The following is a 23,972-nucleotide window of genomic DNA, read 5'->3' as shown; positions in this document are numbered from 1 at the left end:
AAACAGGTTAAGGTGAATCGCTCGTGAACACGCGCCTGCTCGGAAGTAAACACGAGGCAGCGGCTGGGTGCAAGTGGGCCGCCCGTGCCGGGGCAAATGTGGCGAAACGGGCAAAAAGACAACAAAAAAAGAAGCAGCCTCGTGATGAGACTGCTTCCCTTCATACGCGCGGAAGGTGCGAGATTCGAACTCGCGGTACGGGGTTACCGCACACTGGTTTTCAAGACCAGCTCCATCGGCCGCTCGGACAACCTTCCTTACCCTAGTAGTGTTTCATAGGCAGGGCTGTGCCACCAAAATGAGCGGTGGCACAACTAAGATTCACGGGTACTTGAAGGTGATGGAGAAGGTCATGAAGGCGATTGTTACAACGGGTGCCGGCGGGCCGGAAGTTTTGGCCCTGACCGAGGCGCCGGTCCCGGTGCCCGGCCCCGGCGAGGTGCTCATTGAGGTGGTTGCCGCCGGAATCAACCGGGCCGACGTGCAGCAGCGGCGTGGTTTCTATCCGCCGCCGCCGGGCGCATCGCAGATTCTGGGCCTTGAGGTTTCGGGCCGGATCGCCGCATTCGGCCCCCACGTGACAAAGCCGTTCAGCCTGGGCGAGAAGGTTGTGGCGTTGCTCACAGGTGGCGGGTACGCGGCCCAGGTGTGCGTTCCGGCGGGCCAGGTCCTGCCCTTGCCCGAGGGGATTGATGTTGTCACGGCAGCAGCCCTGCCCGAGGTTGCCGCAACCGTGCACTCGAACTTGTTCATGACGGCGCAGCTACAGGCCGGGGAAACTGTGCTGATTCATGGCGGCGCCGGTGGCATTGGCGCCATGGCCATTCAGCTGGCCAAGGCTGCCGGAGCCCGCGTCATCGCCACTGCAGGCAGCGATGAGAAGGCCGCCATGCTCACCGGCTACCTCGGCGCGGACCTGGCCATCAACTACCGCACCCAAGACTTCCTCGAAGGTGTCCGCGAATTTACCGGCGGCCTCGGCGCGAACGTGATTCTCGACGTCGTCGGGGCCAAGTATTTGGCGCGCAACGTTGAGGCACTGGCCAGCTACGGCAGGCTCATTGTCATTGGCCTGCAGGGGGGTGCGACGGCGGAACTGAACTTGGCCATGTTGCTCACCAAGCGTGCTGCCATCATTGGCACCACGCTGCGGGCCAGGCCCGTGGAGGAGAAAACGGCCATCATGGAGGGTGTGCGTGACCACGTCTGGCCGCTGGTGGCTAGTGGCGCCGTGCGGCCCATGGTGGATAAGACGTTCCCGCTGGCTCAGGTTGCCGCCGCGCACGAATACTTTGATTCGGGCGTGCACGTGGGCAAGGTGCTGTTGACGCTGTAGACGTACCGGCACCTGCATTGTGTGGGCCGTTTGGCCAATATGACGCTCCGCCGCTTGCTTTGACCATACTCAGTAGCTACATTTGCCATACGCGGTATGCATACCGTTGTCGCGGGGGTTCATTGGGGGCCTCCGCGCCGAGCAAGGGGATTATTGATGTCCATCAAACATTCGTTACTGGCGCTACTGGCGGAAAGCCCGCGCTACGGCTACCAGCTACGCGGCGAGTTCGAGGAGCGGACAGGTTCCACCTGGCCGCTGAACATCGGGCAGGTGTACACCACCCTTGACCGGCTGGAACGCGATGCCCTGGTAGAGAAGGAGGGTGACGACGGCGAAGGTCACGTCATCTACAGCATCACCAGCGCCGGTCGCACCGAGGTGATGGGTTGGTTTGCCCAGCCCGTTGCCGCAACAAATCCGCCGCGCAATGAGTTGGCCATCAAGTTGGCGCTGGCCCTGACACTCACGGACGTGGACGTTTCCGCCGTGGTGCAGGCACAACGCACAGCCTCGATGAAGTTGCTGCAGGACTACACTCGCCAGCGGCGGGCCGCGGCCAGCAACGCCGGCACACAACTTTCCGGCGGGTCCGGCACCGGAGATGCCAACGACGCCGCATGGTTGCTGGTGTTGGACTCACTGATTTTCACCACGGAAGCCGAAGTTCGCTGGCTGGACCACTGCGAAGGATGGATGGCCAAACGCGCTGCGTCTGCCGGTTCCGGCGCCCGACAGCCTCGACCATCGGCGGCAGGGAGTGCCGCTGCCGAGACCAAGGCGGTGTCACAGTGAGCAACGAAATTTTGCAGCTTGAAAGCGTCAGCCGGACCTATGGTGAAGGCGCCATGTCCGTGGCGGCTCTGCGCAACGTCAGCCTGACCATTAACGCGGGCGAGTTCGTGGCCGTCATGGGGCCCTCGGGCTCGGGAAAGTCCTCGCTCTTGACGCTTGCCGGGGGCCTGGACAAGGCCAGCAGCGGGGAGATTTTTGTTGAAGGAACCCCCTTGGGTGGGCTCAGCATCAATGAGCTGGCCCGGTTGCGGCGCCGCGCCGTGGGCTACGTTTTCCAGGACTTCAACCTTGTCCCCACACTGACGGCTGCCGAGAACGTTGCCCTGCCCCGGGAACTCGATGGCATTCCTGTCCGCAAGGCCCGCCGCCAAGCCAAGGATGCGCTGCGCCTGGTGGGTATTGAGGATTTGGCTGACAGGTTCATGGATCAAATGTCCGGTGGCCAGCAGCAGAGGGTGGCCATTGCCCGAGCCATTGTGGGCAACCGCCGCCTGATTCTGGCCGATGAGCCCACGGGTGCGTTGGATTCGGCCACGGGAGACGGCATCCTAGAAGTGCTGCGCAGCAGGGCTGAAGCCGGGGCCGCCGTCGTCATGGTCACACATGAGGCCCGGCATGCCGGCTGGGCGGACAGGGTGGTGTTCCTCAAGGACGGCCGCATTGTGGATGAGGCCGCCTCGCAGCAGGACCCGTCGGTGTTCTTGGCCGGATTGGCCCACTGAGATGCCGCTAGACCTGAAACCCGTCAAGGGTGGCCGGCGGCACCGGCTGCGCCTTGCCCTGACCATGGCCTGGCGGGACATTTGCCGGCACAAGGGGCGTTCGGCGTTGATTATCGCGTTGATTGCGCTGCCCATCTTCGCGATGTCGACGGCGGCCACAATCGGAATGAGCACACAGGCCACGCCAGCTGAAACCGTCGCCATGGAGCTGGGCCAGACGCAGGGCCGGCTGACTGACATGGGCACCCAGAACGCCACGTCCGTCCAACGCGTTCAAGGTGACCTGATGTTCGGATTGGGTGGCCCCGGGGTTGGACCGGACCCGAACTTTGTGGCGACTGCACCGGCGGATGCGGTGCCGGCCGGATTTACGGCCATCCCGTGGCAGTCAACCACCGTCCACACGCCTGTGGGCAAGGCGCAAGTTGAGGTGCCAACCACCGTCACCGATGTTCTCAACCCCGCCTTCAAAGGCAAGTACACGTTGCTTGACGGTGCGGCGCCATCCTCCGCAGCGCAGGCACTTGCAAGCCGCGGCCTCTTGGTGCGATTCGGCTTGGGGCTTGGCGAGGAACTTACGACGTCGGCCGGCACCTTTGAGATTGTCGGCACCATCCGCCCCGAGCGGCAGGGAGACGGCGAAGCGTTCCTTTTCCTGAGCGCGAAGCAAATCCCGGCAGCAATGGCGCCGAATCTGGGCCCGGCCACCATCTATTTGGTTGGCGACAAGGCCCTGGCGTGGACCGATGCCAAGACCTTCAACGCCAAGGGCATCACGCTGACATCCCGAAGTCTGCTCCTGGACCCACCCAGCAAGGCGGAGCTGGGGGCTGACGCGCAGAACCAGCAGACCAACGCAGGCCTGGCCGCCATGATGCCTGTGCTGCTCATGGGTGGACTCATCGGTGTCCTGGCCTTGCTGGAAGTGGGGCTGCTGGCCGGTGCCGCGTTTGCCGTGGGCGCCAGGAAGCAACAGCGCGACCTGGCCTTGCTGGCCGCATCGGGTGCCGAAAGCTCCATGGTCCGGACAACCGTCACCGCCAGTGGACTGTGGCTGGGCTTGGCCGGAGGCATGGCGGGGGCCGTGCTGGGCAGCGCTGCCGCAATGCTTGTGGTGGTGATAGTCAGGGGGCAGGGCAACGCCATGTTCCCGGGATTGCACCTGATGTGGCTGCCAGCCTTGGGCCTTGTTCTCCTGGGCGTGGCTGCCGGACTGGTAGCCGCCATGGTGCCCGCCCGCGCCGTGGCCAGGCAAGCCACCCTGGCGGCCCTGAAATCGGGCCGCACGGCAGACCTTCCTTCCAGGTGGACCAAATGGCTTGGTCTGGGCTTCCTGGTGCTGGCGGCCATGGCCATGGCGGCAGGGGTTGTTGTTAGCGTCATGGTTCGGGGCCGGGATGACTCCTATGTGTGGGTTCCGCTGAGTTCGGGTCTCATCATTGGCGGGGCCGTGGTACTTGTCCTTGCGCTCATTTGCCTGACGGGACGCATCATCGAGTTGCTCACGGCAAAGACAGCTTGGCTGCCCGTTCCCCTGCGGCTTGCGGCCCGGGATTCGGCCCGAAACCTGGGACGCACCATTCCGGCCGTTGCCGCGGTCCTGGCAGCCGCCACTCTCTCCGGTGCGCTCATGGTGGGAACTGCCAGCGCCATGGAGGACAACAGCAACAACCACCAGTGGCAGTACAACCTCAACCAAACAGGGATCCCCCTGGAATATATGAAAACCAAGACCACTGATCTGGGTGGTGGGGCGCAGAAATGGGAGCCGCAGGGACTGGCCACGGTGGATCCCCGGGATGTAACTACCCTGATGGCGGATACCTTGGGCCCCGACGTCACAACCCAAGTTCTGCGGGGCACGCCCCAGTGGTCCCAGTGTGAGCTCGACCAGCAGAAGCGCAACTTGGAAAACAACACCGGGCACGAGGTGCCCAACGCCACGCCATGCCCCAAATGGGCGCTCGCGGAGCCCGTGGCCAACCGTTGTGAACTGGCTCCGGACTGGAAGCCGGCAATTCTTGGTGACTGGCGCTGCGCAGGGTCCAAGAGCAGCCTCAACCTTGGCAGCAGCCTCCCGGACATCGTCGCCGGCGGTGAGGCTGAACTTGCTGCCTTGTTGGGACGGGTGCCAAGCGCCCGGGCCCTGCAGGCGTTGCGTGATGGTGGCATGGTCATCACGAACAAGGTCTACCTCCAGCCGGACGGAACAGCCAAGGTCATCAGCTATGACCCCGCCTCGCCGCGGAACTGGGACCAGAACATTCCCGGAAAATCGGGTGGACAGTTCATGCGACCGCTTCTGACACCGTTGGGAGCGCAGGCTCTGCCCGCAGTTGTTGAAGCACCTGAGAAGAGCCTTGGCTTCTACGGTGTAGTCTCGCCGGAAACGGCAGCGAAGCTGGACATGCCGGTAAGCAACCAGACCCTGCTGGTCACGTCACCCAAGAGTCTCAGTCAGGTGGAAACGGACCAGCTTCAATCGGCGCTGGCCCCACTGGTGGGGCAGTACAATGGCGTCCAGTTTGAGCGCGGCCCAGCAGGCAACATGGCCACCATTCTCTGGCTCATCGTTGCTGGCGGCGCGTTGATCACATTGAGCGCTGCCGGCATCACAGCCGGTCTGGCGCTCGCCGACGGTCGCAACGATCACGCCACTTTGGCCAGCATCGGGGCGGACACCAAGCTGCGCAAGGCCATCTCGGGTTCGCAAACACTCATGACGGCCATGCTGGGCACGGTGATGGGGGTCTTTGCAGGTGCGGTGCCCACTGTTGTGGTGTTGTCCCTGCTGCGCGGATTCCCCATTGTCATCCCGTGGCTGCAAATAGCTGCATTGATGATCCTGGTCCCGCTGTTCGGCGCAGCCGCCGCGTGGTTGCTCACCAAGGGCAAACTGCCCATGACGCGCAGGCAAACCCTCGTCTGAGCCACTGGGCTAGGGACTTCCGAACAAATATGCCGCCGTTTGACGGAAATGCCATAGTACAAACTGTGGCATTTCCGTCAAACGGCGGCATTTTGCAGGAGCGGACGACTAGGCCCGACCTGGCCGCCCCCATACGGTGAAATGCCGTTCATCGCGTGAACGCTACCTTTGACAGATTTGCTGTCATGACCCACAGCACACCGCCCATGTGTTGCGGGTCATACTGCTAACGTCAAATGGCCATATTTATGTCTTTAGCGTTGGGAAAAACATGACACTGCCGTCAACGAAGGCTGCCGAACCCGGTGATGTCCTCGTCCAGGACCCAGATTTGCCTCCCGTGGCCGTCGACCTTGACGCCGAGGCGGAAAAGCAGAAATGGACGCCGCTGAAGATTGCCGTGTGGGCGGCCATCGCACTTCTGGGCGGTGTCGCCTGGGTAGTTTTGGCTGTGGTTCGTGGCGAGTCGGTCAACGCCATCTGGTTCGTCTTCGCAGCAGTGTGCACCTACCTGATCGGTTACCGTTTTTACTCGAAAGTCATTGAAAAGTACCTAATCAGGCCCAATGACTTGCGGGCCACCCCGGCCGAATACAAGGCCGACGGCAAGGACTATGTGGCCACCGACCGCAATGTTCTCTTCGGTCACCACTTTGCCGCCATTGCCGGCGCAGGCCCCCTGGTGGGTCCCATCCTGGCAGCCCAGATGGGGTACCTGCCGGGCACCATCTGGATCATTGTCGGCGTCGTCCTTGCCGGCGCCGTGCAGGACTACCTTGTCCTGTTCTTCTCCATGCGCCGCGGCGGCCGGTCCCTGGGTCAGATGGCGCGCGAGGAACTCGGTGTCATTGGTGGCACGGCAGCCCTCATCGCCACGTTGCTGATCATGATCATCATTGTGGCCATCCTGGCGCTGGTGGTTGTCAACGCCTTGGGCGAATCCCCGTGGGGCGTGTTCTCGGTGTCCATGACCATCCCGATCGCCTTGTTCATGGGCGTGTACCTGCGTTACCTGCGCCCCGGCAAGGTCATGGAAGTGTCATTGATTGGTGTGGTGCTGCTGCTGGCAGCCATTGTGGGCGGCGGCATGGTGGCCGCTACTGAGTGGGGCGCGGCTGTGTTCCACCTGGACAAGGTGACGCTTGCCTGGGCCGTCATCGTCTACGGGTTCATCGCAGCGATCCTGCCCGTGTGGCTGTTGCTCGCCCCGCGCGACTACCTCTCCACATTCATGAAGATCGGCACCATCGTGATGCTGGCCGGCTCCATTGTGCTGGTCCGCCCCGAAATTAATGTTCCCGCGTTTAGCGAGTTCGCCGGCCGGTCCGACGGCCCCGTGTTCTCGGGCTCCCTGTTCCCGTTCCTGTTCGTCACGATCGCTTGCGGTGCGCTCTCCGGCTTCCACGCGCTGATTGCCTCCGGCACCACGCCCAAGCTGATTGAAAAAGAGCGCCAGGCCCGCTACATCGGCTACGGCGGCATGCTCATGGAATCCTTCGTGGCCATCATGGCCCTGGTTGCGGCCCTGTCCATTGACCGTGGCATCTACTTCGCCATGAACTCCTCCGCGGGAGCCACCGGCGGCACCATCGAGGGTGCCGCCGCTTTTGTGAATTCCTTGGGACTGACAGGCGTGCACGTTGACGCGGCCACGCTGGCGCAAACCGCGTCCGACGTCGGCGAGGAGTCCATCGTGTCCCGCACCGGCGGCGCACCAACCCTGGCCGTGGGTCTGGCCCACATCATGCAACAAGTGGCCGGCGGCAAGGCCATGATGAGTTTCTGGTACCACTTCGCCATCATGTTTGAGGCCTTGTTCATCCTGACAGCCGTTGACGCCGGCACCCGCGTGGCCCGGTTCATGCTCCAGGACTCCATTGGCAACTTTGTGCCCAAGTTCAAGGACACGTCCTGGCGTGTAGGCTCGTGGATCACCACCGGCATCATGGTGGCCGGCTGGGGCGCCATCCTGATCATGGGTGTCACAGACCCGCTCGGTGGCATCAACACCTTGTTCCCGCTGTTCGGCATCGCCAACCAGCTCCTGGCCGCCATTGCGCTGGCAGTGTGCCTGACCATCGTTTCCAAAAACACCCACATCAAGTACCTGTGGATCGTGGCATTGCCGCTGGTGTTCGTCACGGTGGTGACAGTGGTGGCCTCCTTCCAGAAGATTTTCTCCACCGTCCCGGCCGTGGGCTACTGGGCGCAGCATCAGGCGTTCACGCAGGCGCTGGCGGACGGGAAGACAAGCTTCGGCAACGCCAAGACTGTCGAAGCCATGGACGCTGTGGTCCGCAATTCGGCCGTTCAGGGCACCTTGTCTGTCGTCTTTGTGGTGCTGTCGATCATTGTTATTACGACGGCGGTCAGGGTCACCGTGCGCGCCATCAAGGCGGGCGGGGGACCCAGCAAGGAAGACCCCGCCGTTGCCTCACGCATTTTCGCCCCGGCATCCATGGCGGCCTCGGCCACGGAAAAGGTCATCCTGAAGGAATGGGCCGCATCAGGGAAGCAAGCTGAGCGGTCCGGGCACTAGCCGTGAAGACGCTGCGGCACGCTGGCGGAGCCCTGCGCGCCGTCACCAGGTACCTGAAAAGTGTCCTGGGCGAGGACAGCTATGAGAAATACCTTGACCACCACCGGGCCACCGGCTGCGCCACAGAGCCGATGACGCTCAAGGAGTTCTGGCGCGAGAAAACAGACCGGCAGGACGCCAACCCGGAAGGCCGCTGCTGCTAGGCGAGGAATGCGCCCCCGTGAGAGACTTTCACTATGACTGACAAGGCGCGCACCCCGGCCAACGGTTTTGCTGCTGAGGGGAAGATCATCGAGGAATCCGCAGCTACCGCCGGGCACCCGGCAGGGGACGCCGAGACGGCGGACGGGCACGCCCTCAAGCCCGCCAGCGTCGCGGACATGGTCGACCAGCCGGCTAAGGTGATGCGCATCGGGACCATGGTCAAGCAGCTGCTCGATGAGGTCAAAAGTGCGCCGTTGGATGATGCCGCCCGGGTCAGGCTGGCCGAAATCCATGAGCGGTCCATCGCCGAACTTGAGGACGGTTTGGCCCCGGAACTGGTGGCCGAACTACACCGCCTGAGCCTGCCCTTCACCGACGAAAAAACGCCCTCCGATGCGGAGCTGCGCATTGCCCAGGCCCAGCTGGTGGGTTGGCTGGAGGGCTTGTTTCACGGCATCCAGACGGCATTGGCGGGCCAGGCCATGGCGAACCAGCAACTTGCCGCCAGGCTGGCCATGCATCAGCTTCCCCCCGGGACAGTGATTGCCCCGGGCGTTGTGGTGGGTGAAAACGGTGAGCCACGGCGCGCAACACTGGGGCAGCAGGGCCGACCCGTCGGCGGGCCAGCCAATGATCCCACCCACGGCCAGGCCGAATCCGGCTCCCCTGGACAGTACCTCTGACGCGCATGCTCAAAGGACTTTTTAGTGTCAACCGGCAGGCCAGGCGCGACGACGCCGAGCTGGGCAAGGGTGTGTGGCGCCGGGCCCATGACAGGTTCCGCAGGGGCCTGGACCGTTTCCATCAAATGCTTGAAGGGCTGGCAGAGGCCGCACCACCAGCTATGGCGTCCCCGCACGATGCTGAGCGCATGGCGCAAAACTATGACGCCATGGTGCGCCTGGCCAACAGTCTTGCCGATCTCCTGCCCGAGGTGCGGGGAATTGCTGCCCAGGCGCAAGCCCTGGGGCCCAGTGAAGGGATGGAGATCCCGGCGGGTACTGGCGGGTATCTCACCGATGTTCACCGTGAACTCTCACGGGCTGGCAACGCGCTGGCGGCGACGGCGGAAGCGCTGGCGCTGCTGCGGCTGGGCGTGGGGGAGGTGGCCGGCGTCGAACGCAAGGCAGCCATCGTGCGCCAACATGTCAGCAGGGCTGGCGAGCTTTTACACAACAAAGCAACGTACTGAAAAGTAGCTCCGCTCAGTCACGCAAAATGACGCAACATCAGTAGATTTGCGTCACATTGACTTGCGCCTAAGGGTAGCCTTCCCTTCTAATGGAATGCGATCAGAATTCGTTCGCTAATTAACTCTACCGCCGAAAGGCCCCCATAATGTTTAGCAAGTTGCAGTTCAGCAAAGCCGCTTTGACGGCGCTGGCTGGAGTATCCGTCCTGGCACTTGCCGCCTGCAGTGGCGCAGCGGGACCGCAGGAGAGCAAAGGCGCGGCCGGCTCGACCGCTGACGCGATCACTGTCTACAACGCCCAGCACGAGTCCTTGACGCAGGCGTGGGTGGATGAATTCACCAAGGAAACAGGCATCAAGGTTACGCTTCGCCAGGGCAGTGACCTGGAACTGAGCAACCAGATCGTCGCAGAAGGCGCCAAGTCGCCGGCAGATGTGTTCCTGACCGAGAATTCCCCGGCCATGACGCAGGTTGAAAATGCCGGCCTGTTCGCCGACACCAGCGCCAAGGTGCAGGAGCAGGTTCCTGCCGAGTACCGCCCGTCAACGAACAAGTGGGCCGGCATCGCCGCCCGCAGCACGGTTTTTGCCTACGACACCACCAAGCTGAAGGCTGATCAGCTGCCCAAGTCGCTCATGGACTTGGCCGATCCCGCCTGGAAGGGTCGCTGGGCCGCGTCACCGTCCGGTGCAGACTTCCAGGCCATCGTCTCCGCCATGCTGGAGCTCGAGGGTGAGGACGCAACACTGTCCTGGTTGAAGTCCATGAAGGAGAACTTCAAGGCCTACAAGGGCAACAGCACAGCCATGAAGGCCGTCAATGCCGGCGAAGTTGAAGGCGCTGTCATCTACCACTACTACTGGTTCGGCGATGAGGCCAAGACCGGCGAGAACTCCAAGAACGTGGCCATGCACTACTTCAAGAATGAAGATCCGGGCGCGTTTGTTTCCATCTCCGGCGGTGGCGTCCTGGCCTCCAGCAAGCACCAGGACAACGCTTCGAAGTTCCTCGAATTTGTCACGGGCAAGGCTGGCCAGACCATTCTGCAGACCGGCACCAGCTTTGAGTACCCGGTTGCCTCCGGCGTTCCGGCCAACAAGAAGCTGACCCCGCTGGCTGACCTTCAGGCGCCCAAGGTTGACCCGGCCAAGCTGAACTCCGCCAAGGTGACTGAGCTGATGACGCAGGCTGGTCTACTGTAGTTTCAATGACCTCAGAACAAAGTACGACGGCGGATGGTGCGCCGGGTGCCAAAATCTCACGTACCGCCGCTGGGGGCCGAGGTTCACGCCTGGGCCCCTGGCCCGTCGTCGTCCTTTGTTTGCTGATTGCTGCGTTCTCCCTGCTGCCGCTGGGGTTCGTGGCGGTCTCGAGCGTCAACGCCGGGTGGGACACCATTGTGACCTTGGTGTTCCGCCCGCGCGTTGGCGAATTGTTGTTTAACACGCTGTCCCTGGTGCTGATCACGGTACCGCTGTGCGTGGTGCTGGGCGTTGGCGGGGCATGGCTGGTGGAGCGTACCCGCTTGGCCGGGCACAAGGTGTGGGCAGTGTTGTTGGCGGCGCCGCTGGCCATCCCGGCGTTCGTGAACAGCTATGCCTGGGTCAGCGCCATTCCGTCCCTGGGCGGCATCTTTGGCGGTGTCCTCATTTCTGTGCTTTCCTACTTCCCGCTGGTCTACATTCCCGTGGCGGCGGTGCTGAGCCGGCTGGACCCGGCGTTGGAACAATCCGCCGCGTCATTGGGGCTGGGACCTTGGCGAGTGTTTTTCAAGGTGGTGCTTCCACAACTGCGGCTGGCGGCCGCCGGCGGCGCCTTGCTCGTTGCGCTGCACCTGTTGGCTGAATACGGCGCCTTCGCCATGATCGCCTTCGACACCTTCACCACAGCCATCTATGACCAGTTCCGGTCAACCTTCAACGGCGCGGCAGCTAACATGCTGGCCAGTGTGCTGGTGCTGTTTTGCCTGTTGCTGCTACTGGCCGAGTCCAAGTCCCGAGGCAGCGCCCGGTATGCCCGGGTGGGTGCCGGGGTGCAATCCAGCCCCAACCGTCTGACACTGGGCAGCTGGCAGCTTCCGGCACAGCTGGCCCTGAGTGCGCTGAGCGCCCTGGCCCTTGGTGTGCCGCTGTGGCATGTGGGCCGCTGGCTGGTGGCCGGTGGCAGCGCGATTTGGGTGCGGGATGACCTCCTGAGCGCCTTGGTGCAAACACTGGGGTACGGCCTGGCCGGTGCCGCGCTGACAACAGTGCTGGCCTTTCCGCTGGCGTATTTGGTGATCCGCCACCCCGGCCCCGTCAGCAAGGTCCTGGAAGCTGTCAACTACATCTCCAGTTCCATGCCGGGCATTGTCGTGGCGCTGGCCTTGGTCACCATCACCGTTCATAACGTGCCGGCCATATACCAAAGCTCGGTGGTGCTGGTGGCTGCCTACGCGCTGCTGTTCATGCCGCGGGCGCTGGTGAATTTGCGGGCCGGATTGGCCCAGGTGCCGCTCGAACTTGATGAAGCGGCCCGGGCGTTGGGGAAACCGCCGCTGATCGCCTTCCTGCGTGTGACGTTGCGGCTTTCGGCCCCCGCGGCGGCGGGGGGCGCGGCCCTGGTGTTCCTGGGCATCGTCAATGAGCTGACGGCCACCTTGTTGCTGGCGCCCAACGGCACACGGACCCTGGCCACCCAATTTTGGTCCCTGAGCAGCGAAATTGATTACATGGGTGCAGCGCCGTACGCGCTGTTGATGATTGTGCTCTCAGCCCCCATGACGTATTTACTCTTTGTGCAATCCAAGAAAGCCGCAGGCCAATGACGTCTCAGCCCACAAGTCACCGCGGCACCACCAACAAGGCGGGCCGGACCGCCAGCGGGGTGCCGGATCACTTGCAGGTCACCGGCGTGCGCAAGAATTTTGGTGGCACCGAGGTGCTCAAGGGTGTGGATTTGGCGGTGGCGCAGGGCCGCACCACGGCCATTGTTGGCCCCTCCGGATCGGGCAAGACCACGTTGCTGCGCTTGATCGCGGGTTTTTCGGCGCCCGACGGCGGCCGTATTGCCTTGGCGGGTGAGGAAGTAGTGGGGCAGTCCACCTGGGTTCCAGCCCACAGGCGCAGCGTAGGGTACGTGGCCCAGGACGGGGCGCTATTCCCGCACCTGAGTGTTGGTGCCAACATCGCGTTTGGGCTGCCCCTGCGTGGCAAGGCTGCCGCGTTGCGGGTGGGGGAGCTGCTGGAGATGGTGTCCCTGGACGGCTCCTATGCCAAGCGCCGCCCCCACCAGCTGTCCGGCGGGCAACAGCAGCGGGTGGCGCTGGCGAGGGCCCTGGCCCGCCAGCCCGAACTGATGCTGCTGGATGAACCGTTCAGCGCCTTGGATGCCGGCCTGCGGGTTGCAACGCGGCGGGCCGTGTCCCAGACACTAGAGCAGGCCGGTGTTACAACTATTTTGGTCACCCACGATCAGGCCGAGGCGTTGAGCTTTGCCGACCAGGTGGCCGTCATGCGTGACGGCAAACTGGCGCAGATCGGTAGCCCGTTTGTTGTTTACACGCGCCCCGCGGACAGGGCCACGGCCGAGTTCCTGGGTGACGCAGTCATCCTTGAGGCGTGGATGGAGGGGTCGCTGGCGCTGTGTTCACTCGGCGGCATTCCGGTGCGCCGCCCACCCGTCCAGGGCAAGGTGCATTTGATGCTGCGCCCCGAACAAATCCGGATTTCCGCCGGCGGACCCATCCGTGGCCGGGTGGTGGACACGGACTACTTTGGCCCGGAAACCACTGTCCGGATCCAGCTCGAACCCATCCCCGTGGATGCCGATCACCCGGCGGACCCGCACCAGCCTGTAGGCGGGGAGATCATCAGCATCAGGCATTGGAACGCCATGTTGGCCCGCCCGGGAACGCAACTGTTCTTGAAAGTGGTCGGCGAAGGTGTTGTGTTCCCGCTGGAGGGCTAGTCCCCAGCCGGTGGCCGAGCCTGTCGCGGCCCGCAACGGCCATCTGTGCCGGGAGCTGCGATAAATGCTGCCGTTTGACGGAAACGCCACAGTACAAACTGTGGCAGTTCCGTTAAACAGCGGCATTTTTCACACCTTGTGCCAAATCTGCGGCTGCCGGGCACCGCAAAACTGGTTGTTTAACCAAAAAACCCCGCCGTGGCGGGGTTTTCGTGGAGCCTCCAAACAGAATCGAACTGTTGACCTTTTCATTACGAGTGAAACGCTCTACCAACTGAGCTATGGAGGCCTGTGCTAGCTGAAAACCCCAACTGGAGTTAGCCGCTGAACACAAGAAACAACTCTAATATGCCCGGGGCGGATGTACAAAATCGTCACCGCGCAGAAACCAGAAAAATTTAGCAGCTGGTGCCGGCGGCCGGCACTTTTCCGTCCACAAAATACGCGTCAACGGTGGCTGTCAGGCATTCGTTGGCCCGCCCATAGGCTGTGTGGCCGTTGCCCTTCCACGTGACCAGGACCCCGGTGTCAAGCTGCTTGGCCAGCGCCTGCGCCCAAGAGTACGGCGTTGCCGGATCCCCGGTGGTGCCCACCACCAGGATGGGTCCGGCGCCAGCAGCGGCGATGGGGGCGGGTTTTCCCGTTGCCGGGAACGGCCAGGATTTACAGGACAATCCGGAGAAACCCAACAGCTTCCCAAAGGTGGGGGCAGCTTTCTCAAGCGCGACGGCCTGTTCACGCATGTGGGTGACATCTGAATTCATGGTGTAGTCAAGGCAATTGATGGCGGTGAACGCCGCAGCGGTGTTGGACTGGTACTTGCCATCGGAGTCACGGTCGGCGGAGAAGTCAGCCAACGACAACATCCCCGATGCGTCACCGGCGAAGGCTTGCTTCAGTGCACCCTTCAGGGGTTCCCAGAGATCGGTGGAGTACATGGCAAAGGCTAGAGCGCCGGTAAATTCCGTTCCGGTCACCACGCGACCCTCAGGTGTTTGCTGGGGGGTTGCCGTGTACACGCCCTGCAGATCGCGGATCTGGGCCATGGCCTGATCGACGGTTCCACTGACGGGGCAGTCAGTGGAACCGATGCAGTCCTTGGCCCAGGCACGCAAAGCCTTTTCAAAGCCAACAGCCTGGCCCATGGACACCTGGTCAATGTCCAGGGATGGGTCCATGGCGCCGTCGAGGGAGAACTTTCCAACCCTTGCCGGGAACAAGCCGGCGTAGGTGGCCCCCAATTTGGTGCCATAGGAGAACCCCATGTAGTTCAGCTGCTTGTCGCCCACGACGGCGCGCAGAATGTCCATGTCCTTGGCCGAGCTGACCGTGTCAACGTGTTCAAGGACGGGTCCGGAGTTCTTCGCGCACAGTTCCGCTTGGCGCTTAGTCTCGGCCTCGGCGCGGGCCAGGTCGGCATCCTTGGACAGATCAAATTGTTCCTGCCGGGTGGCATCCATCTGGGCGTCGTCCAGGCACTTCACCCCGGCCGATCGTTGCACGCCGCGCGGATCAAAACCGACCACGTCGTAGGCGCCGCGCAGCTTGTCCGAAAAGTAAGTCTTTGCCCCATCCTTGACCATGTCCACACCCGAACCGCCGGGCCCGCCAGGGTTGACCACCATGGCCCCGAGCCGCTTTCCCGTGGCTGGCAGCCGCGTCACGGCTAGCTTGACGGTGTCCTGCCCCGGCTCCTGGTAGTTCACCGGGACCTCCACCTCGGCGCATTGGAAGCCGCCGTTGCACGAACTCCACGTCACGGCCTGAGTGTAGAAGTCCAGCAAGTCTGCCGGCACCTCACCGACCACCTCCGGCGCAGCGGACGACTTGACCGGAGCGTCCGGGGTCAGCACCGAACACGAGCTCAGCAACAGTGTTGCAATGCTGGCCGCGGCGGTGAGGAACAAGCGGTGGCGGTGACGCCGTCGTACATTTCCGGCAGGCATAGAAAAATCCTTCACAGCTTAGAGCAGGCTCACTGCCATGGCTTCAAGGGCCAGCAGCGGGGCAACATTGGTGGTGGTGAGGCGGCGGCGCACGGCGTTGATGGCGTCCATGCGTTCAAGCGTTTTTTCGGGGCGGGTGTGGGCGGCGAATTCCTGCAGCTGGGTGCGCAGGGGGTCGTTGACCAGTTCCACGGTCTCGCGTTCGACGCCGGAGCCGCCGCGCGTGTCCAGCTGCAGTACCAGCACATCCCGGTAGAAGGAGAGCAGATCCGTCAGAGCCCGGTCCAAATGGTCTGTCACCGAGCGTTTGGCGCGGCGCTTCTGGTCCTCCTCCAGGGCGCGCACCTGGCTGCGGATGGGCGGCGGCAGCGCGCCGGTCTCGGGGGCGCCCAGGTTGCGCAGCAGCGTGGCCTTCTCCACGGCGTCGCGCTCTTCGTTGGAGGAGGCAGCCTCCGCCTGGGCAAGCTCCAGCAAGGACGCCGCGGCCTGCACGGCTGTGGTGACATCGCGCAAATTCAACGGCAGCCGGACTGTCGCCTCACGGCGTTCCCGGGCACCGGGATCACCGGCCAGGCGGCGGGCAATGCCAATATGACTTTGGGCGGCCCGGGCAGCGTTGAGTGCCAGTTCAGGGTCGATCCCGTCCCGGCGCACCAGCAAGGCGGCAACATCTGCCACCGGCGGCAACCGCAACGTCAGGGTCCGGCACCGTGAACGGATCGTGACAAGCACATCCGCCGGGCTGGGTGCGCAAAGGATCCAGATGGTTCTAGGCGGCGGTTCCTCGATGGCTTTGAGGAGCACGTTGGTGGTGCGCTCGGCCATTCTGTCGGCATCACCGACGATCATGACGCGCCAACGGGCCGAGGACGGGCTGTCGTGAGCCTTACGCACCAGGGTGCGGGCCTCGTCGATCGAGATGGTGGTTTTTTCCGTGGCGACGAACGTGACATCGGCATTGGTGCCGGTCATGGTGGTGTGGCACGCCTTGCAAATGCCGCAACCCCGTGCCACCAGCTCGGGGCGTTCACACACCAGTGCTGCGGCAAAAGCCAGGGCAGCGTTGGAACGGCCGGATCCCGGCGGGCCCGTCAACAGCCAGGCATGGGTGGGCTTCTCGGACTGGGCTGCGCGACGTAGTTGTGCAACCACTGAGTCCTGGCCTTGGAGATCTACCCAGACACTCATGCGTGGCCAACGTCGCCGGCGCGTTGCGTTAAGAGCGCCGTGACACGGATTTCAATGGCCCGGGCAAGGTCGGGCACGGCGTCGCCGGCCGGCAACACCAGGTAGCGGCCGGGGTGCGCGGCAGCCAGTTCAAGGAATGCCTGACGGATGGTGGCGTGGAAGTCATCGGGCTCAGCCTCCAGCCTGTCCTCAGGGGTGCCGCCCGCAGTCCGCCTGGACCGGCCCGCCGCGGGCGTTACATCCAGCAAGACCGTCAGATCCGGCCATAGCCCGCCGGTGGCCCAGTCGTTGAGTTGCGCCACGGCGTCGGTGCCCAAGCCCCTGCCGGCGCCTTGATACGCGATGGAGGAATCGGCGTAACGGTCGCTGATGACCACCTCGCCGCGGGCCACGGCCGGGGCAATAACCTGGGTGGCGTGCGCGGCGCGGGCTGCGGCAAAGATGAGCGCCTCGGTTTTGGCGTCAATGGCGCCGTGCCCATGGTCAAGCACCAGGGACCGCAGCTTTTCGCCAATCGGTGTTCCGCCGGGTTCGCGGGTGCGCACCACTGTACGCCCGGCCCGGGCCAGGGCAGTGGTCAGCAAGGCAGCTTGGGTTGATTTTCCCGCGCCGTCGCCGCCTTCAAAAGCGATGAATATGCCCGGCGGCGGGGCAAAAGTAGGAGTCACACCATTAGCCTACCGGCCCAAGCTGCAAGCTTCTTGAGGCAGCCACCACCGCGGTGAGCGCTACCGCCACGTTGCGGAGGTCCTGACGTTGACGGCCCAGAATAATCCGGCGTCCGTGCCGGGCGTGGCGCAGCCGCGGTGACGCCGGGCACTATTCTGGTGGGTATGACCTACCGTGCTGCCGATCACTTCGAAGACCTCCACCCCGACACCGTTGTGGTGGCGGCGGGGCGCCCCGCCCGCGAGCATGATGCGCCCGTGAACCCGCCCCTTGTGCTTTCCTCCACCTATGTGGGGACAAGCACCATAGTGGACGGGGACAGGGCGTACGGTCGCTACTCCAACCCCACCTGGGATCCGCTGGAGGCTGCGTTGTCGGAGTTGGAAGGTGCAACACTTCCGGCGCTCATTTTTAGTTCGGGCCTGGCGGCTGTCTCGGCGGCGCTGTCCCTGATCCCGGTGGGCGGCGTGTTGGTCATGCCGGCGCACTCCTACCAGGGCGCACTTGTCATGGCGGCCGAACAAGCAGCCAAGGGACTGTTCACGCTGCGCACGGTGGACATTGCCAACAGCGACGAGGTCATTTCAGCCCTCACCGGAACAGGGGCTCGGGCCGCTGACATGCTGTGGCTGGAGAGCCCCACCAACCCCATGTTGGAGGTGGCTGACCTGCCGCTCCTGTGCGGTTCGGCCCACGCCGTGGGGGCCATCGTGGTTACCGACAACACCTTCTCCACCCCGTTGGTGCAAAAGCCGCTGGAACTTGGTGCCGACGTCGTCCTGCACTCGGTCACCAAGTACCTGGCCGGGCATTCCGACGTCGTCCTGGGCGCCCTGGCCACCTCCAATCCGGAACTGCGCGGCACACTGTTGCACTACCGTTCCATTCACGGCGCCATCGCCGGCCCGTTCGAGGCCTGGCTGGCCTTGCGGGGCTTGCGCACCTTGGCCCTGCGCGTGGAACGTTCGCAGGCCAGCGCCATGGACTTGGCCCAGCGCCTTGACGTGCACGACGCCGTTGAGAAGGTCAGGTTCCCGGGCCTGCCTCTGGATCCCGGTCACGAGCGGGCCAAGGCGCAAATGAACGGGTTCGGTTCCATCTTGTGCATTGAGCTGGCCGGCGGTGAAGCCGCGGCCACAGGTTTTGTTCAGGCCCTGCGGCTGTGGACTCCGGCAACGTCCCTTGGCGGCGTGGAGTCCTTGATTGAGCGCCGCCGCCGTCACACCAATGAGCCAGAAACCGTGCCCGTCAATCTCCTGCGGCTGAGCGTGGGAATCGAAAACGTCGAGGACCTGTGGCGTGACTTGGAGCAGGCGTTTGCACGCCTTGATGCCACCGCGCAGCTTTCGGACAAACAAGAAACCCTCTGAGCAGGGTTGCCCTGTAAGCTTGAATTGTGGCTACTATTTTGAGTTTTGTAGAGTTCTTCATCCTGGTTGGCTTTGGGCTGCTCGCCTTGGGCATTCAGGTGTGGGCGCTGAGCGATTGCCTGCGCACTCCCGCCGCGGATTTTGAGCGCGTCTACAAGAAAACCAAGACGTTTTGGACGGCCCTGACCGCCGGTGCCACCTTTTTTGGTGTCCTGTACGTCATTGGGCCCATCATGACCCTGTCGGTGCCGCCGCTGGGGATGGGCATGATTCTGTGCCTTGGCGGGGTCACCGCAGCCGGCGTGTACTTGGCTGATGTCCGTCCCGCACTGGTTGAAGTTCGCGGCCGCGGCAAAGGCCAGCAAAACCGCGGATCGTCCTGGTAGGTTAGGGCGCCACGGCTGACCACGCCACCGTCAGCTCACCCAAACGCCACCGTGCGGGCGCACGCACCACTGGCCAGCCGGCGTCGAACATTTCTTGGCACATGGCCAGCCAACGCTGTCGGTTGCCAAACGCGGAAAGCGCCGCCCCTGCCAGCCAGTGCTGATCCAGCGCCTGCAGGTAGTCGTGGATCTTCTGACCGGGCACGTTGTGATGGATGAGTGCCTTGGGCAGCCTCTCGGCAACGTCGCTGGGAAGGTCAAAGGCGCCAAAGCGCAGCGAAATGGTCAACGATTGCGGGCCTGAGCGGTCAAGGGCTACCCAGGTGCTGCGGCGGCCGATCTCATCGCACGTGCCGTCCACAAAAATGCCGTGCGGCGACAGGCGGGACCGGACCGTATCCCAGATGAGCAGGACGTCGGCCTCCTCATACTGGCGCAGCACGTTGAAGGCGCGGACCATGGTGGCCTGCCCCGGCACGGGAATCTCAAAACCGCCCACCCGGAAATCCAGGCCAGCATGTTCCAACGGCTTGGCAATGCGGACCCGCTCGGGTTCAATCTCAACACCTGTGACGTGCACGTCCGGGCAGACTGCCTGGAGGCGCCCGTACAGTTCAACAGCCGTGGTGGGCGAGCCCCCGTAGCCCAAGTCGATCACCAGCGGGTTGGTCTCGGAGCGCAGGCGCCACGCCTGCGGGCCCGCCAACCAACGGTCCACCCGGCGCAAACGGTTGGGGTTGGTGGTGCCGCGGGTGACATTGCCGAACGGCTTGTTGCGTTGGCGGCCAGCCCGTGCCGTGGGGTCGACGGAATTGCCCTTGACCCGCTGTGCACGTTGAACCACAGAACAAGTTTAGAGGAGCACGCAGGAGATTGATTCTGCGCACCGCGGCACCGCCATGGTGCGCCACTGTGAGAGCTGCGCACGATGGGTGGCCAATGGTGCGCAGAAGCAGTGCCGCGTAGCAATTGAAGGTCCGCGCATTCCCGCCCGGTAGGATGAAACCATGACTTATACGCTGATTTTGTTACGCCATGGCCACAGTGAGTGGAACGCCAAGAACCTGTTCACCGGCTGGGTGGATGTTGACCTGAACGATCAGGGCCGGACCGAAGCCGCCCGCGGCGGTGAGCTGCTCGTGGAGAACAATCTTCTCCCGGACGTGCTGTACACCTCGCGTCTGAAGCGGGCCATCAACACCGCCAACATTGCCCTCGATGTCGCCGACCGCGGCTGGATTGACGTTAAGCGTGACTGGCGCCTGAACGAACGCCACTACGGCGCGTTGCAAGGCAAGGACAAGGCCCAGACGCTGGCCGAGTACGGCGAAGAGCAGTTCATGGAATGGCGCCGCAGCTACGACACCCCGCCGCCGGTCCTGTCCGACGACAGCGAATTCTCCCAGGCCAACGATCCCCGCTACGCCGGCCTCGGTGAGGCCCTGCCGCGCACCGAGTGCCTCAAGGACGTCCTGGTCCGCCTGCTGCCGTACTGGGAGTCGGACATCAAGGAAGACCTCAAGGCGGGCAAAACTGTTTTGGTGACGGCTCACGGCAACTCGCTGCGCGCCCTGGTCAAGCACTTGGACGGCATCACAGATGACGCCATTGCATCCCTGAACATCCCCACCGGCATCCCGCTGGTGTACGAACTGGACGAGAACTTCGCCCCCATCACCCCCGGCGGCAAGTACCTGGACCCGGACGCCGCTGCGGCATCCATCCAGGCTGTTGCGAACCAGGGCAAAAAGTAACTTAAAGTTCGACGGCGGCGGGTCACCTTTGCTGAAAAGGTGGCCCGCCGCCGTTCCCCCACGTCCTCCCGCCACTCCCAAGCGGCAGATGGTGGGGCTAAAAACTACACGGTGAGGAAGTCCTCGGGCTGCCATTCACCTGTCACCAGGTAGGAAACCTTGCGGGCCACCGAGACGCCGTGATCGCCAAACCGTTCGAAGTAGCGGCTGGCCAAGGTGACATCGACTGTTGTTGCGGCGGTTTCCTGCCACTCCGGGGCTGCCATGGTGGAGAAAACGTGCTTGTGCAGCTTGTTGATCTGGCCCTTGGCTGCGGCGATGTCGCTCACCAGCTCCAGGTCACGGGTGTCCAACAGCTCCGTCACCTTGTGCGCGATGACGATGTCCAGACGCGCCAACTCGGCGAAGGTGGCGGTCAGGGAGGCCGGAATGACCTGGTTGGGGAAACGCAGGCGGGTCAGCTGGGCAATGTGCCGGGCCAGATCCCCCATGCGTTCCAGGGACGCGCTCATGCGTAGCGAACCAACGATCATGCGAAGATCGCTGGCCACCGGTCCCTGCAACGCCAGCACGTCAATGGCGCGCTCATCCAAGTCGTTTTGCAGGAAGTCAATCCGGGCGTCAGCGGCGATGACTTCCTGAGCCGTCTGCAGATCAGCTGCTGCGAAAGCGGTGGTGCCCTTGGTGATGGCCTCGCCCACCAATGCAGAGATCTCTATAAGTCCCTCGCCAATTTGGTGAAGTTCGGCCTGGAAAACTTTACGCACGCGTGTGTCCTTTCATGGGCAGCCCACGGGGGGCCTCAAGGGTTCCAGCATGCCACCTGCAAGTGAACATGAGCGCACCACTAAGTGAACGTTTGTTGAACGAGCACCGCCGGGAGGCTGTTTTGGCTAAAATCACCCCGCTAGAGCATAGGCTGGTGGCGTGGATCCCCTGTTGGTTGGAGTTGTTGCCGGGCTTATTGGCCTGAGCCTTGGCGTGTTTGGCATGCTCGCGTTTAGTTTCAGCGAAAGGTCGCGCAGACACCCGTTGACCATTGCCGAACCAACGTTGCCCGACGGCGCCGCGGAGGTTCTTTCAGTGGTGGGCAAAGCGTTCATCGTGATTGACACGGTTGACGGTGTGGTGCGGGCCAGTCCGGGCGCCTACAATTTTGGTCTTGTGCGCGGTCATACTGTGGTGCACAAGGAGCTGATTGAGCTGGCGCACAGAGTGCGTCGTGATGGTGTCATCGAGGAACGTGACCTGATCTTGCCGCGCCTGGTTTTGTCCCAGGCGGCTCCCCACCCGGCGCCACACACCAGCTCCAGCAGCACGCCGGGCCGGCCGGCGGAAGCCCACACGGCGACTGTCCCGCAAGCGTCAACGGCCCCCGGGCAGGGCACCCTGGTGATCCAGGTGCGTGTGGCGCCGCTGGGGGAGGAGTACATTCTTCTGCTGGCCGATGACCGAACCGAAATTGCCCGCACGGAAGCTGTCCGCAATGATTTTGTGGCCAACGTTTCCCATGAACTCAAGACACCCGTTGGTGCCATCTCGCTGCTCGCCGAGGCTCTTGAATCGGCGCCGGAGGATCAAGCCACCGTCCGCCGTTTTGCCAAGCGCATGATGACCGAATCGGCACGCCTGGCCGCCCTGGTGCAGGACATCATCGAGCTTTCACGGTTGCAGGGCAAGGACGTGGCCCGCGTGGGCACTGACGTTGACATGAACGCCGTCATAGCCGAGGCGGTGGACAGAACCCGTTTGCCGGCCCAGAGCAAGAACATCACTTTGGTAGTGGGGGCGCGGCAAGTCGCCGAGGTCCACGGTGACCAGGCCCAATTGGTGACGGCGCTGCGCAACCTGATCGACAATGCCGTGCGCTACTCCCCGGAAAACACCCAGGTGGGGATAGGTTTGTTGGTGGCCGACGGCGTGGTCTCCGTCAGTATTTCCGATCAGGGCGACGGCCTCTCGCCTGCCGAGCAGGACAGAATCTTCGAGCGGTTCTACCGCGTCGATGCCGCCCGGTCCCGCCACACCGGCGGTACTGGCCTTGGGCTGAGCATTGTCAAACACATTGTGAGCAACCACGGCGGCGAAGTGACGCTGTGGTCGGCACCCAAGCTGGGGTCCACCTTTACCGTGCGCCTGCCCCAGCTTTCCTATCCACCGTCCGACGCCGGTACCGGCAGTAGTGCTGACCGGCACCCCAGACTTATCTAAAGGAGCGCATCGAGCGTGAGCAGAATTTTGATAGTTGAAGATGAGGAGTCCATCAGTGACCCCTTGTCCTTCCTGCTGGCCAAGGAAGGGTACGAAGTCCAGGTTGTGGACAACGGCCTGGACGCCATTGTGGAGTTTGAGCGCAGCGGCGCCGATCTGGTGTTGTTGGATTTGCAGCTGCCGGGCATGAGCGGCACCGAAGTGTGCAAGAATTTGCGCCAACGCTCCAGTGTTCCTGTCATCATGCTTACGGCCAAGGACTCGGAAATTGACAAGGTGGTGGGGCTGGAACTTGGTGCCGATGACTATGTGACCAAGCCATATTCCTCGCGTGAGCTGATAGCCCGGATCCGGGCAGTGCTTCGACGCCTTGCCGAGCCGGAGGAACTGATGAACGCCACGGTGCATGCGGGCCCCGTGCGCATGGATGTGGAGCGTCATGTGGTGAGCGTTCACGGGGAATCTGTGGCATTCCCGCTGAAGGAGTTTGAACTCCTGGAAATGCTGCTGCGCAACGCCGGGAAGGTACTCACCCGCGGTCAGCTCATTGACAGGGTGTGGGGCTCCGACTACGTGGGCGACACCAAGACCCTTGATGTGCACGTCAAGCGCCTTCGCAGCAAGATTGAACCCGATCCGGCCGTCCCCAAATACCTGGTGACCGTGCGTGGTCTCGGCTACAAGTTCGAGCCCTAAACCGACACCGACCGCCGTCGCATATTCCTAGCGCGGCGGCCGTGGCATTAAAAGGCGGGGCCGGTCATCATCGTGATGACCGGCCCC

Annotated in this window: 21 protein-coding genes and 2 tRNA genes; 16 read left to right on the top strand and 7 right to left on the bottom strand. The window is 63.3% G+C overall.

The features are described 5' to 3' along the window. Positions 1-169: 169 nt before the first annotated feature. Positions 170-257: transfer RNA gene (locus tag ACX80E_RS00175), tRNA-Ser, on the bottom strand. 95 nt (positions 258-352) lie between these two features. Here ACX80E_RS00175 and ACX80E_RS00170 point away from each other — a divergent pair. The 11 genes from ACX80E_RS00170 (at position 353) to ACX80E_RS00120 (ending at position 13,665) form a co-directional block, all read left to right on the top strand. Beyond that, a complete protein-coding gene (locus ACX80E_RS00170) occupies positions 353-1,336 on the top strand; it encodes an NAD(P)H-quinone oxidoreductase (RefSeq protein ID WP_459299348.1) in 984 nt (327 codons plus the stop codon). A 156-nt stretch (positions 1,337-1,492) separates the two neighbouring features. After that, on the top strand, positions 1,493-2,131 hold the full coding sequence (locus tag ACX80E_RS00165; RefSeq protein WP_459299346.1) for a PadR family transcriptional regulator: 639 nt from the start codon (positions 1,493-1,495) through the stop codon (positions 2,129-2,131). Further along, complete coding sequence (locus ACX80E_RS00160) at positions 2,128-2,853, top strand: ABC transporter ATP-binding protein (protein ID WP_459299344.1); 726 nt, start codon at positions 2,128-2,130, stop codon at positions 2,851-2,853. Before ACX80E_RS00165 ends, ACX80E_RS00160 begins: the two co-directional genes overlap by 4 nt. A gap of 1 nt (position 2,854) precedes the next feature. Next, positions 2,855-5,782 carry an FtsX-like permease family protein gene (locus tag ACX80E_RS00155; RefSeq protein ID WP_459299342.1) on the top strand — a complete coding sequence of 976 codons (2,928 nt, stop codon included), beginning with the start codon at positions 2,855-2,857 and terminating at the stop codon, positions 5,780-5,782. A gap of 271 nt (positions 5,783-6,053) precedes the next feature. Beyond that, entirely contained in the window at positions 6,054-8,321 is a 2,268-nt protein-coding gene (locus tag ACX80E_RS00150; RefSeq protein WP_459299340.1) for a carbon starvation CstA family protein, read from the top strand. An 11-nt stretch (positions 8,322-8,332) separates the two neighbouring features. After that, positions 8,333-8,524 (top strand): YbdD/YjiX family protein, encoded by a 192-nt coding sequence (locus tag ACX80E_RS00145; protein ID WP_459299704.1) that lies wholly within the window; start codon positions 8,333-8,335, stop codon positions 8,522-8,524. A 33-nt stretch (positions 8,525-8,557) separates the two neighbouring features. Then, the gene (locus ACX80E_RS00140) at positions 8,558-9,208 is read left to right on the top strand and encodes a bacterial proteasome activator family protein (RefSeq protein ID WP_459299338.1); all 651 of its coding nucleotides are present in this window, start codon (positions 8,558-8,560) and stop codon (positions 9,206-9,208) included. Positions 9,209-9,213: 5 nt separating this feature from the next. Further along, the gene (locus ACX80E_RS00135) at positions 9,214-9,717 is read left to right on the top strand and encodes a hypothetical protein (RefSeq protein WP_459299336.1); all 504 of its coding nucleotides are present in this window, start codon (positions 9,214-9,216) and stop codon (positions 9,715-9,717) included. A gap of 146 nt (positions 9,718-9,863) precedes the next feature. After that, on the top strand, positions 9,864-10,919 hold the full coding sequence (locus ACX80E_RS00130) for an iron ABC transporter substrate-binding protein (protein ID WP_459299335.1): 1,056 nt from the start codon (positions 9,864-9,866) through the stop codon (positions 10,917-10,919). Between the two features lie 5 nt (positions 10,920-10,924). Continuing rightward, positions 10,925-12,523, top strand: coding sequence for an ABC transporter permease (locus ACX80E_RS00125; RefSeq protein ID WP_459299333.1), 1,599 nt, complete (start codon positions 10,925-10,927; stop codon positions 12,521-12,523). Further along, complete coding sequence (locus ACX80E_RS00120; protein WP_459299331.1) at positions 12,520-13,665, top strand: ABC transporter ATP-binding protein; 1,146 nt, start codon at positions 12,520-12,522, stop codon at positions 13,663-13,665. The genes ACX80E_RS00125 and ACX80E_RS00120 overlap by 4 nt, the downstream gene beginning before the upstream one ends. A 213-nt stretch (positions 13,666-13,878) precedes the next feature. Here ACX80E_RS00120 and ACX80E_RS00115 read toward each other — a convergent pair. The 4 genes from ACX80E_RS00115 to tmk all read right to left on the bottom strand — a co-directional run bounded on the left by ACX80E_RS00115 (position 13,879) and on the right by tmk (position 17,467). Continuing rightward, positions 13,879-13,954: transfer RNA gene (locus ACX80E_RS00115), tRNA-Thr, on the bottom strand. A gap of 109 nt (positions 13,955-14,063) precedes the next feature. Next, a complete protein-coding gene (locus ACX80E_RS00110; RefSeq protein WP_459299329.1) occupies positions 14,064-15,611 on the bottom strand; it encodes an alpha/beta hydrolase in 1,548 nt (515 codons plus the stop codon). A gap of 18 nt (positions 15,612-15,629) precedes the next feature. Next, positions 15,630-16,799: a DNA polymerase III subunit delta' gene (locus tag ACX80E_RS00105; protein ID WP_459299327.1), complete on the bottom strand. Its 1,170-nt coding sequence runs from the start codon at positions 16,797-16,799 to the stop codon at positions 15,630-15,632. After that, positions 16,796-17,467 carry a dTMP kinase gene (tmk, locus tag ACX80E_RS00100; RefSeq protein ID WP_459299325.1) on the bottom strand — a complete coding sequence of 224 codons (672 nt, stop codon included), beginning with the start codon at positions 17,465-17,467 and terminating at the stop codon, positions 16,796-16,798. The genes ACX80E_RS00105 and tmk overlap by 4 nt, the downstream gene beginning before the upstream one ends. Before the next feature lie 165 nt (positions 17,468-17,632). Between tmk and ACX80E_RS00095 the strand changes: the two genes are divergently transcribed. Together ACX80E_RS00095 and ACX80E_RS00090 are read left to right on the top strand one after the other, a co-directional pair. After that, positions 17,633-18,838: a trans-sulfuration enzyme family protein gene (locus tag ACX80E_RS00095; protein ID WP_459299323.1), complete on the top strand. Its 1,206-nt coding sequence runs from the start codon at positions 17,633-17,635 to the stop codon at positions 18,836-18,838. A gap of 26 nt (positions 18,839-18,864) precedes the next feature. Beyond that, entirely contained in the window at positions 18,865-19,224 is a 360-nt protein-coding gene (locus tag ACX80E_RS00090; RefSeq protein WP_459299320.1) for a DUF2516 family protein, read from the top strand. 1 nt (position 19,225) lies between these two features. Here ACX80E_RS00090 and ACX80E_RS00085 read toward each other — a convergent pair whose 3' ends face one another. Continuing rightward, on the bottom strand, positions 19,226-20,068 hold the full coding sequence (locus tag ACX80E_RS00085) for an O-methyltransferase (RefSeq protein WP_459299318.1): 843 nt from the start codon (positions 20,066-20,068) through the stop codon (positions 19,226-19,228). 163 nt (positions 20,069-20,231) lie between these two features. Between ACX80E_RS00085 and ACX80E_RS00080 the strand changes: the two genes are divergently transcribed. Next, positions 20,232-20,978, top strand: coding sequence for a phosphoglyceromutase (locus ACX80E_RS00080; RefSeq protein ID WP_459299317.1), 747 nt, complete (start codon positions 20,232-20,234; stop codon positions 20,976-20,978). A 104-nt stretch (positions 20,979-21,082) separates the two neighbouring features. Here the strand turns inward: ACX80E_RS00080 and phoU are convergent, their stop codons facing one another. Continuing rightward, positions 21,083-21,745: a phosphate signaling complex protein PhoU gene (gene phoU, locus ACX80E_RS00075; protein WP_459299315.1), complete on the bottom strand. Its 663-nt coding sequence runs from the start codon at positions 21,743-21,745 to the stop codon at positions 21,083-21,085. Positions 21,746-21,905: 160 nt separating this feature from the next. Here phoU and ACX80E_RS00070 point away from each other — a divergent pair, with 160 nt between their 5' ends. Together ACX80E_RS00070 and ACX80E_RS00065 are read left to right on the top strand one after the other, a co-directional pair. Beyond that, positions 21,906-23,189: a sensor histidine kinase gene (locus ACX80E_RS00070; protein ID WP_459299313.1), complete on the top strand. Its 1,284-nt coding sequence runs from the start codon at positions 21,906-21,908 to the stop codon at positions 23,187-23,189. A gap of 15 nt (positions 23,190-23,204) precedes the next feature. Continuing rightward, entirely contained in the window at positions 23,205-23,885 is a 681-nt protein-coding gene (locus ACX80E_RS00065; RefSeq protein ID WP_459299311.1) for a response regulator, read from the top strand. Positions 23,886-23,972 lie beyond the last annotated feature (87 nt).

The organism is Arthrobacter sp. TMN-49 (genome assembly GCF_054511095.1).
Note: the sequence above shows the minus strand (reverse complement) of the source record. Positions and strands in the feature narration are given on the sequence as shown.

Bases quoted from the DNA above. Each gene is read 5' to 3' on its own strand.
- ACX80E_RS00130 (WP_459299335.1), top strand. From the start codon at position 9,864: ATGTTTAGCAAGTTGCAGTTCAGCAAAGCCGCTTTGACGGCGCTGGCT.
- ACX80E_RS00170 (WP_459299348.1), top strand. From the start codon at position 353: ATGAAGGCGATTGTTACAACGGGTGCCGGCGGGCCGGAAGTTTTGGCC.
- ACX80E_RS00135 (WP_459299336.1), top strand. From the start codon at position 9,214: ATGCTCAAAGGACTTTTTAGTGTCAACCGGCAGGCCAGGCGCGACGAC.
- ACX80E_RS00140 (WP_459299338.1), top strand. From the start codon at position 8,558: ATGACTGACAAGGCGCGCACCCCGGCCAACGGTTTTGCTGCTGAGGGG.
- ACX80E_RS00155 (WP_459299342.1), top strand. From the start codon at position 2,855: ATGCCGCTAGACCTGAAACCCGTCAAGGGTGGCCGGCGGCACCGGCTG.
- ACX80E_RS00110 (WP_459299329.1), bottom strand. From the start codon at position 15,611: ATGCCTGCCGGAAATGTACGACGGCGTCACCGCCACCGCTTGTTCCTC.
- ACX80E_RS00125 (WP_459299333.1), top strand. From the start codon at position 10,925: ATGACCTCAGAACAAAGTACGACGGCGGATGGTGCGCCGGGTGCCAAA.
- ACX80E_RS00150 (WP_459299340.1), top strand. From the start codon at position 6,054: ATGACACTGCCGTCAACGAAGGCTGCCGAACCCGGTGATGTCCTCGTC.
- ACX80E_RS00165 (WP_459299346.1), top strand. From the start codon at position 1,493: ATGTCCATCAAACATTCGTTACTGGCGCTACTGGCGGAAAGCCCGCGC.
- ACX80E_RS00080 (WP_459299317.1), top strand. From the start codon at position 20,232: ATGACTTATACGCTGATTTTGTTACGCCATGGCCACAGTGAGTGGAAC.
- ACX80E_RS00105 (WP_459299327.1), bottom strand. From the start codon at position 16,799: ATGAGTGTCTGGGTAGATCTCCAAGGCCAGGACTCAGTGGTTGCACAA.
- ACX80E_RS00120 (WP_459299331.1), top strand. From the start codon at position 12,520: ATGACGTCTCAGCCCACAAGTCACCGCGGCACCACCAACAAGGCGGGC.
- ACX80E_RS00095 (WP_459299323.1), top strand. From the start codon at position 17,633: ATGACCTACCGTGCTGCCGATCACTTCGAAGACCTCCACCCCGACACC.